The 9148-nt window shown below is 69.5% G+C and carries 8 protein-coding genes; 5 read left to right on the top strand and 3 right to left on the bottom strand.

The annotated features are described in order from the left end of the window. The first annotated feature begins 725 nt into the window (after positions 1-725). Positions 726-1988: a mannosyltransferase gene (locus QH276_RS15390; RefSeq protein ID WP_432278687.1), complete on the top strand. Its 1263-nt coding sequence runs from the start codon at positions 726-728 to the stop codon at positions 1986-1988. Here QH276_RS15390 and QH276_RS15385 read toward each other — a convergent pair. Further along, positions 1936-2223, bottom strand: coding sequence for a 4a-hydroxytetrahydrobiopterin dehydratase (locus QH276_RS15385; RefSeq protein WP_280400626.1), 288 nt, complete (start codon positions 2221-2223; stop codon positions 1936-1938). The genes QH276_RS15390 and QH276_RS15385 overlap by 53 nt on opposite strands. 206 nt (positions 2224-2429) lie before the next feature. Beyond that, positions 2430-2606 carry a hypothetical protein gene (locus tag QH276_RS15380; protein WP_280400625.1) on the bottom strand — a complete coding sequence of 59 codons (177 nt, stop codon included), beginning with the start codon at positions 2604-2606 and terminating at the stop codon, positions 2430-2432. 150 nt (positions 2607-2756) lie between these two features. On the opposite strand from QH276_RS15380, the gene typA reads away from it, so the two are divergent. The 4 genes from typA (at position 2757) to QH276_RS15360 (ending at position 8134) form a co-directional block, all read left to right on the top strand. Further along, positions 2757-4655, top strand: a complete 1899-nt coding sequence (typA, locus tag QH276_RS15375) for a translational GTPase TypA (protein WP_280400624.1) — start codon at positions 2757-2759, stop codon at positions 4653-4655. A gap of 50 nt (positions 4656-4705) precedes the next feature. Next, positions 4706-6484 carry an ABC transporter family substrate-binding protein gene (locus QH276_RS15370; RefSeq protein ID WP_432278686.1) on the top strand — a complete coding sequence of 593 codons (1779 nt, stop codon included), beginning with the start codon at positions 4706-4708 and terminating at the stop codon, positions 6482-6484. Beyond that, positions 6481-7401, top strand: coding sequence for an N-acetyl-1-D-myo-inositol-2-amino-2-deoxy-alpha-D-glucopyranoside deacetylase (gene mshB / locus QH276_RS15365; protein WP_280400622.1), 921 nt, complete (start codon positions 6481-6483; stop codon positions 7399-7401). Before QH276_RS15370 ends, mshB begins: the two co-directional genes overlap by 4 nt. Before the next feature lie 286 nt (positions 7402-7687). Then, positions 7688-8134: a hypothetical protein gene (locus QH276_RS15360; RefSeq protein WP_280400621.1), complete on the top strand. Its 447-nt coding sequence runs from the start codon at positions 7688-7690 to the stop codon at positions 8132-8134. 52 nt (positions 8135-8186) lie between these two features. Here the strand turns inward: QH276_RS15360 and QH276_RS15355 are convergent, their stop codons facing one another. Beyond that, positions 8187-8903 carry a DUF1906 domain-containing protein gene (locus QH276_RS15355; protein ID WP_280400620.1) on the bottom strand — a complete coding sequence of 239 codons (717 nt, stop codon included), beginning with the start codon at positions 8901-8903 and terminating at the stop codon, positions 8187-8189. Between the last annotated feature and the right edge of the window lie 245 nt (positions 8904-9148).

Raw genomic sequence — 9148 nt, 5'->3', positions numbered from 1 at the left:
CCTATAACTCCCACCCCCGCGCGCGGTGGGGGGGCCGCGCCCCCCCCCTTATTGGGGGTGGCGGGTTGGGGGGGGGGGGGGGCGGGGGCCGCGACGGCCGGGCGGTTGTTAGAGTCCCGGCTGTACACGTTCTCAGGGCGGGGTGGAATTCCCCACCGGCGGTAATGGCATCCGGGCCGATCCGGAGGCACGAGCCCGCGAGCGCCACCCTCCCCCCCGCGGCCGGGGGGGCGGGGGCCGCGCCGGCCGGCGCGGGCGCCACGAGGGAGGCGCCCGCCGCAATGGCGAGCGCGGACATTGCGATCCGCGATCCTCGGGTGCGAAGCACTGGTCTAGCCGTCCTTACCTCGGGTACATCTGGGCGACGCTGAAAAGCCGTCGTTTCGGGGTCACTCTAAGGACACCGGCGCGCGTTGTACAGCACCGGGGTCGGGATTGCGACCCCTGTTTCGCTGTGCTACCAGACAGTAGCGGAGAACTCCTGTGACCGATGTGAAATTTGAGGCGTTTGTGAACGTGTGTCGCGTGGCTGCCCTATGATCCCCGGCCGCCGCGGATTCCGCCGCGAGGCGGACACGAACGATCGGGCCAACCGGTCGGGCCGCGCCCGGAGCCGGTCGGGTTAATGTATTCGCGGGCCGGATACTCCTGCCGACGCGCGCCCGCGCCCGGTCCGGCCGCCGACCCGGACCGACCCGAAAGCCCATGTCTCGAAAGCCCATGTCTTGAATCAGCCCAGCGCCCGGACCGCCCGCCGGGGGTTCACACCGTTCCGCCTGGCCCTGGCGGCACTCGGGATCACCGTGCTGGCGCGACTGCTGTGGATGCTCTTGACGCCCAACGGGATGAACCTGGTCGATCTGCACGTCTACGTGGACGGTTCGGCGTCGCTGCTCACCGACCATCTCTACGATTTCACCTACGCCGAGAAGACCCCCGATTTCCCGCTGCCCTTCACCTATCCGCCGTTCGCCGCGGTGGTGTTCTATCCACTGCACTTCCTGCCGTTCACCGTGGTGGCGATCCTGTGGCTGTTCGCGATCGTCGCGGCCCTGTACTGGGTGGTGCGGATAGCGTTCGAATTACTGCTCGGCCCCGAAGCACTCACCCAACCGCGCTGGCAGACGGCCGCGGTCGCGTGGACGGCGGTGGGCCTGTGGTTCGAACCGGTGCGCACCACGATCGACTACGGGCAGGTCAACGTCTTCCTGATGCTCGGCGTGATGCTCGCGATCCGGAGTACGCGGTGGTGGATTTCGGGCACGCTGGTCGGTGTCGTGGCCGGGATCAAACTGACGCCGGCGATCAGCGGGGTGTATTTCCTGGCGCGGCGGCGCTGGCTCGCCGCGCTCTGGTCGGCCGTGGTCTTCGGCCTGACGGTGGGCGCGAGTTTCCTCCTGAACCCTGAGGAAACCCGGCGCTATTTCGGCACCCTGCTCGGCGACGCCGACCGGATCGGGCCGGTGGGGTCGGTATGGAACCAGTCGCTGCGCGGCGCGCTGAGCCGGCTGCTGGGCAGCGATGTCGGCACCGGGCCGTGGTGGCTCGCCGGGATGCTGGTGACCGCCGTGCTGGGCTGGTTCGCGTGGCGGGCGCTGCAACGCGACGATCTGCTCGGCACCGCGCTGATCGTCCAGTTGTTCGGGCTGATGATGTCGCCGATCTCCTGGTCCCATCACTGGGGCTGGCTGCTGCCGGCGGTGTTGTGGCTGCTCTACGGCCCGTTCCGCGCGGTACCGGGCGCGCGGATCCTGGCCGGGTACTGGCTGGTCACCACCCTGCTGGGCGCGCCGTGGCTGCTGTCGTTCCTGCAGGATTCGATCTGGACGATCTCCCGGTGGGGGGTGTGGTCGTGGCTGGGTGCCGTCGACGCGATCGGTGTGCTCGCCCTCTACGGCTGGACCATCTGGGCGGGCCGCAGGGTCGCGGCACCGGTTACCCCGCCAGCCGATCTATCTCCCGGGCCAGCGCCACGTCCAGTGCCGTGAGCCCGCCCGCGGAATGGGTGGACAAGGTGAAGGTGACCTTGCGCCAGCGGATATCGATATCGGGATGATGGTTCGCCGTTTCGGCCGCCTCGGCGACACGTTGCACCAGGTCGATCCCGGCGAGGAAGGTCGGAGCCTCCACGGTGCGGGTGATGGCTTCGCCGGTCCGCGACCACGCGGAGAGCGAATCGAGCGCGGCGGTGATTTCGGATTCGGTGAGCAGTGGTGTGGTCATACAGCCGTGGTACCCCGGCCCGTGGCGATTTACCACGACCATCTCCGGCCTGACGCGCTCAGGCGGTGTCCATGCGCCCGAGCACGAGCCCTCCGTGGTGACGCTGCGCTACCGCCTCCGGGCCTGACGCGCTCAGGCAGTGTCCATGCGCCTGAGCGCGAGCCCTCCGTGGTGACGCTGCGCTACCGCCTCCGGGCCTGACGCGCTCAGGCGGCGCGCGCCTTCTTCAGGCCCTTCTTCAGTTCCTTACCGGTGGCGCCCGTGGCCTCCAGGCGCTTCATCCGCATGATGACCACAGGGCATTTCACGCAGCGCGTCTTCTTACGACAGCACTTCTTCTTCGGCTTGAGGCTCGAAACCTCGCTCGCCTTGACCTTGCCCATGCTGGTTAGCATAACCTAACCTTCGGGCGCCGCTGCCGGGCCATCACGGTCCCGGTAGGGTGTAAACGGCCCAGATGCCCGGTGCGTCCGTATCTACCCGTTTCCAGGGTCCGGCCGATAAGCAACAGCCAACCAGCAGGAGGAACCGGCGTGTCGTCTGCACGCGATTTTCGCAACGTCGCCATCGTGGCACACGTCGACCACGGCAAGACGACGCTCGTCGACGCCATGCTGCGGCAGTCCGGCGCCTTCGCCGAACGTGCCGAACCCGTGGACCGGGTGATGGATTCCGGCGATCTGGAGCGCGAGAAGGGCATCACCATTCTCGCCAAGAACACCGCCGTCCACCGGCATCATCCGGACGGCAGCGTCACGGTCATCAACGTGATCGATACCCCCGGCCACGCCGATTTCGGCGGGGAGGTGGAACGCGGCCTGTCCATGGTCGACGGTGTGGTGCTGCTGGTCGACGCCTCCGAGGGCCCGCTGCCGCAGACCCGTTTCGTGCTGCGCAAGGCGCTGGCGGCGTGCCTGCCGGTGATCCTGGTGGTGAACAAGACCGACCGGCCCGACGCCCGGATCGCCGAGGTCGTCGAAGAAAGCCACGATCTGCTCCTCGACCTGGCCTCCGATCTCGACGACGACGCCGCCGAGGCCGCCGAACTCGCCCTCGACCTGCCCGTGCTCTACGCCTCGGGCCGCGCCGGTAAAGCATCGAAGGAGCAGCCGCAGAACGGCGAGGTGCCGAACGCGGAGAACCTCGACGCGTTGTTCGACGTCCTGCTCGAGAACATCCCCGCCCCGAAGGGCGACCCGACCGCACCGCTGCAGGCCCATGTCACCAACCTCGACGCCTCGGCCTTCCTGGGCCGGCTCGCGCTGGTGCGCATCCACAACGGTGAACTGCGCAAGGGCCAGAACGTGGCCTGGATGCACGCCGACGGGGTCAAGAACGTCAAGATCACCGAACTGCTGCAGACCGTCGGCGTCGAGCGGCAGCCGGGTGAGGTCGCGGTGGCCGGCGATATCGTCGCCGTGGCCGGTATCGCCGACATCATGATCGGCGATACCCTCGCCGATCCGGAGCAGCCGGTCGCGCTGCCGCGCATCACCGTGGACGAACCCGCGATCTCGGTGGTCATCGGCACCAACACCTCGCCGCTGGTCGGCCGGGTGCAGGGCCACAAACTCACCGCCCGCATGGTGAAATCCCGGCTCGACCAGGAACTCGTGGGCAATGTCTCACTGCGCGTGCTCGATATCGGCCGCCCGGACGCCTGGGAGGTGCAGGGCCGTGGCGAACTCGCCCTCGCCATCCTCGTCGAGCAGATGCGCCGCGAAGGATTCGAGCTGACCGTCGGCAAACCGCAAGTGGTGACCCGTCAGGTCGACGGCAAGGTGCACGAGCCCTACGAGGAACTCACCATCGACTGCCCGGACGAATACCTGGGCGCCATCACCCAGCTGCTGGCCGCCCGTAAGGGCAAGATGGTGCAGATGAACAACCATGCCGCGGGCTGGGTGCGGATGGAGTTCATCGTTCCCTCCCGCGGGCTCATCGGGTTCCGCACCGATTTCCTGACCGAGACCCGCGGTACCGGTATCGCCAACGCGGTCTCGCACGGCTACGCGCCGTGGGCCGGTGAGATCCGGGCCCGGCACACCGGTTCGCTGGTCTCCGACCGGTCCGGCACCGTGACCCCGTTCGCAATGATCCAGCTCGCCGACCGCGGCCAGTTCTTCGTGGAACCGGGCGCGGAGACCTACGAGGGCATGGTCGTCGGGATCAATCCGCGCGCGGAGGATCTCGATATCAATGTGACCAAGGAGAAGAAGCTCACCAATATGCGGTCCTCCACCGCCGATGTGATGGAGACGCTGGCCAAACCGCTGCAGCTGGATCTGGAAGCGGCGATGGAATTCTGCGCGGCCGACGAATGCGTGGAGGTGACTCCCGAGGTCGTACGGGTGCGCAAGGTGACGCTGGCCGCCAACGAACGGGCACGGGAACTGTCCCGCCGCAAGGCCCGCGACCGGGCCGCGCTGTAACCGGTTTCGCCGCCGGACGTGGTGGCCGGGCGTTGGGTAGAGTGCCGAGGGTGATTTCGGGGAGGCGCGCGGTGTGGCGCGGGCTGCTGGTGCTGTTGGCGGTGCTCCTTCCGGTGCTGGCCGGATGTGCCGCCGACCCACCGCCGCCCATCGCCAGTACCGACAGTCCGAAAACCGAACCGGCACAGCCCACCAAGAACACCGTGGTGGTGGCCGTCGACGACATCGGGATCGGGTTCAATCCGCATCTGCGGTCGAACCAGTCGCCGGCGACGTCCGCGGTGGCGGCCATGGTGCTGCCGAGCCCGTTCCGCCCGACCCCCGATCCGGCGGCACCCGGCGCCACGCTGTGGGTGCCGGATACTGCTCTGATCGATTCGGCGACGGTCACCTCGCAGGCCCCGTTCACCATCACCTACCAGTTGAAGGACCAGGCCAACTGGTCCGACGGCGCGCCCATCGCGGCCGAGGATTTCTGGTACCTCTGGCAGCAGATGATCACCCAGCCCGGGGTGATCGACCCGGCCGGTTATCGGCTGATCTCCGAGGTCCGGTCCTCGGGCGGCGGGAAAACGGTGACGGTGGTGCTGAACGAGCCGTATCCTGCGTGGCCGCAGTTGTTCGCGAATCTGCTGCCCTCGCATCTGATGAAGGATTCTCCGGGCGGTTTCCAGCGCACACTGGTCGAGCAGATTCCGGTATCGGGCGGGAATTTCACCATCGAATCCGCCGATCCGGGTCGCGACGAGATCCTGCTGGAACGTAACGACCGGTTCTGGGGCACGCCGGCCCGGCCGGATCAGATCCTGCTGCGCCGTGGCGGCACCACCGCGCAGCTCGCCGATTCGCTGCGCAACGGTGATACCCAGATGGCGCTGGTGCACGGCGGGGTGGCGACCGAGGCACAGCTCGCGGCGATCCCGTCGGTACGTACCGCGATCATGCCGCAGTCGCGGCAGCTGCGACTCACCCTCAACGGTCGCGAGGGTGTACTCGCCGATCACCGGGTGCGCACGGCGGTGCTTTCGCTGCTGGATCCGGCCCTGCTGGCGACGGTCGGGGCGCAGACCGGGAACTGGGTGGAACCGGTGCGCGCCCAGGTGCTCTCTCCCTCCGACCCCGGCTACACACCCACCGCACCGCCCCGCCTCAATGCCGATCAGGCGTTCGGGCTGCTGGCCGAGGCCGGTTTCGGCCGGGCCCCGGAACCACCGCCGGTTTCGGCGACCTCCCCGGCCCCGCGACCGCGCTCGCTGGCCCGCAACGGTGAACCGCTGGTGCTCCGGATCGGCGCGGTGACCGGTGACGATACCGCCCTCGCCGTGGCGAACACCGCCGCGGACCAGTTGCGCAGCGCCGGAATCGACGCCTCGGTACGCAACCTCCCCGCCGACGAGTTGTACGGCAAGGATCTCGTCGAGAACACCGTCGACGCCGTGGTCGGCTGGGAGGCGACCGGCGGCGACCCCGCCACCGCCCTGGCCTCCCGCTACGGATGTCCGCCCGTCGCGCCCGCCGTCGATCCCGAGGAAGGAACCGAGACCGAGGTGCCCGCCGCCGTGGAAGCCGCGCGGCAGGCACCCAGCAATCTGTCCGGTATCTGCGATCCGGCCTTCCAGCCGGCGATCGACGGCGCCCTGCGCGGTGTGGAGGTCCCCCGGACACTGGGCGATGCCGAACCGCGGTTGTGGGGCGAATCCATCGTGCTGCCGATCGTGCAGGACAACGTGGTCGCCGCGGCAGGTCCGTCGGTGGACGGTGCGTCGCTGAGCGGGGCCATCCAGGCGGGCATCTTCGGTGACGCGGCGATGTGGCGGCGGATCCCGTGACCGCGCCCGATCGCGCCGCGGCGAAGGCATCAGGTGCCCGAGGTGAGGGCGGGTTGCTGCTGGTGCACGCCCATCCCGACGACGAGAGCATCACCACCGGCGGCACCATCGCCCACTACCGCCGGCTCGGGGTCCCGGTCACGGTGGTGACCTGCACGCTCGGCGAGGAGGGCGAGATACTCGGCGACGAATGGGCCGGGCTCGCCGCGGACCGGGCCGACCAGCTGGGCGGCTACCGCATCGCCGAATTGACCCGTGCGCTCGCCGAACTCGATGCGGGCCCGCCCTGTTTTCTCGGCGGCGCCGGCCGCTGGCGTGACTCCGGGATGGCCGGAACCCCGGCCGCGGAGCATCCCCGCGCGTTCGTCCGTTCCGGGGAGGCCGCTGTCGAGGCACTCGTCGAGCTGATCCTACGGCTACGGCCCCGGGTGGTGGTGACTTACGATCCGCGCGGCGGCTACGGGCATCCGGACCATATCCGGGCGCACGAGGTCACGACTGCCGCGGTGACCACCGCGGCCGGCCGGGGCTGGGACACCCCCAAGCTGTACTGGACCGTCACCGACGGCGATTCGCTGCGCGACCATCTGCGGGCGCTGGCCCGGCGCACCATCGATGAACTGCCCGGAGCCCTCCCGCCCGGCTGGCGGCTGGCGGCGGAAAACGAACTGGCCTGCGTTCCCAGCGATTCGGTGACCACGACGATCGATGTGGCCGGCGTGCTGACCGCCAAGCGGGCGGCGCTGCGCGCCCACGCCACGCAGCTCACGGTCGCTCCGTCGGGCCGCGAATTCGCGCTGACCAATATGGTCGCCCAGCCGGTGCTACCCGAGGAGCACTACATCTTGGCCCGCGGCCGGATCGGCCCGCGCGACGCCGACGGCCGCGAGGACGATCTGTTCGCCGGACTCTTGTAGCCCCGCGAGGACACCGACGGCCGCGATAACGACCGGTCCGCCTCACCCACACGGCCCCCGCAAGCGGCATCGAAAGCCGAGCTGACGAACCCGCTCCGCGCCCGCACAGCCCTCGCGAGCGGGACCGACTGCCGCGCCGACGACGAGCCGTTCGCCGGACCGGCGTCGCCGGGGCGCGGGCGGTGCCGAATAGACTCGTCCGCATGCAGCACTGGGAACTGGAGGGTGACCCGGCCCGCGCGGCGCGGGTGACGGCAGGCGCGCCGCCGGCAGCACGGCCGCGCGGATGACCGCCGCAGTGCAAGACCCGGCAGACACCGGGCCGCGTTCGCGATGGGCCGGCCGGGTCGCCGCGGTGCTGAACGGCATACCCGGCCCACTGATCGTCGCCGTCCTCGTGGTGGACGCGGTGATCGCGCTGATCCTCGAGGTCGCCTATCTGCCCGTCTATATCGGCGCGGTGGCGGTACCGATCACCGCGGTACTGGCCGGACCGGTGAATCTTGCCCTGGTGTGGGCTGTTTCGACGGTGAGTACCCGCTTGTCGGTGCTGTTCCTGCCGGTCGGCGCCTGGCTGGCCGCATTCCTGATCGCCGCCAGCCGCGGCCCCGGCGGCGATTTCCCGCTGCGCAGTAATCTGCCCACCCTGCTGTTGTTTCTGTGCGGGGCGGTGGTTCCGCTGATCTACATGTACGTGGTGGCGAACCGGCCGAAACCGGGGACGAAGAAGTAGCGGCACCACCGAGGGCGCGGGTGCTGCGCCGCGCGACCGCGATCGGCGTGGTTCACCAGGCGCCGTACTCCGCGGCGAGAATGTTGTTCACATCCACTCCCACCCCGTCCACGGTGCGGTCGTCGATCTCGAATTGATGCAGATGCGCCGCGGGATGCACGAATCCGTCCGGCGTACCCCAATCGTGCTGCCAGAACCAGGCCGCCGCACCGGCGACCCGAGCCAGTTCGATGGTGGGCGCATTGGCATAGACACCGGTGTTCCGCGGTCCGAGCACCGACTGCCAGCCCTGCAGATACGGCAGGATGAGAGTCGCGAAATCGACCGGGGTGGGGTTGTCGTCGATGGACGCGTAGATCGGGCGATCGTCCGGACCACCCGCCGCACGATGCAATTCCAGCCCTCGTTCGGCGTGCCGCTTCCCGGCTTCCATCCCGCCGCGCCAATCCGCGGTCGGCCCCTTCCCGAACTGGTAGCAGGACACGATCGCCAGCCCGGCCGCCCGCAACGCCTCGACTTCCCCGGCCTGCAACGGTTTCCCCGCCATCCATTCCGCCCCCGGCCGCCGATCCGAGACATACCGGATCACCCCGGCATGCCCGGCCGCTTTGATCGCCGCCGCCGACGGCACGCCCCCGGCGTAATCGAGCAATGTGCCCAGCGGCGCCGCTCCGGCCGGCCGGGCGGCGAACACCGAACCCACCGCCCCCGCCGCAACCCCGGCCGCGGCATACCCGAACAACGCACGACGTGACAACACAGAACCCATCCCGAGACTCCTTCACACCCGCACCAACGGCAACCCAGCGTGCCCGGCGCGCCCGCCCCGCTCTGCGCACCGGAACCTCGAACGTGCAGGTATTGCACCACATGCCTCGCCTCCGCGACCCCCAACGCGCGGGCCACACCCGGGGGCGCCCCAGAACGCCCCCCGGGTTAAACAACCCGGGGAGGCGCGGGGGGGAGGGCCCGGGCCAGGGGGGGGGGGTGGGCGGGTGTGTGGAGAGCACCCCG

This window comes from Nocardia carnea (assembly GCF_029869215.1).
GTDB classification, from domain to species: domain Bacteria; phylum Actinomycetota; class Actinomycetes; order Mycobacteriales; family Mycobacteriaceae; genus Nocardia; species Nocardia carnea_B.
This window is presented reverse-complemented; position numbering and strand designations above follow the sequence as displayed.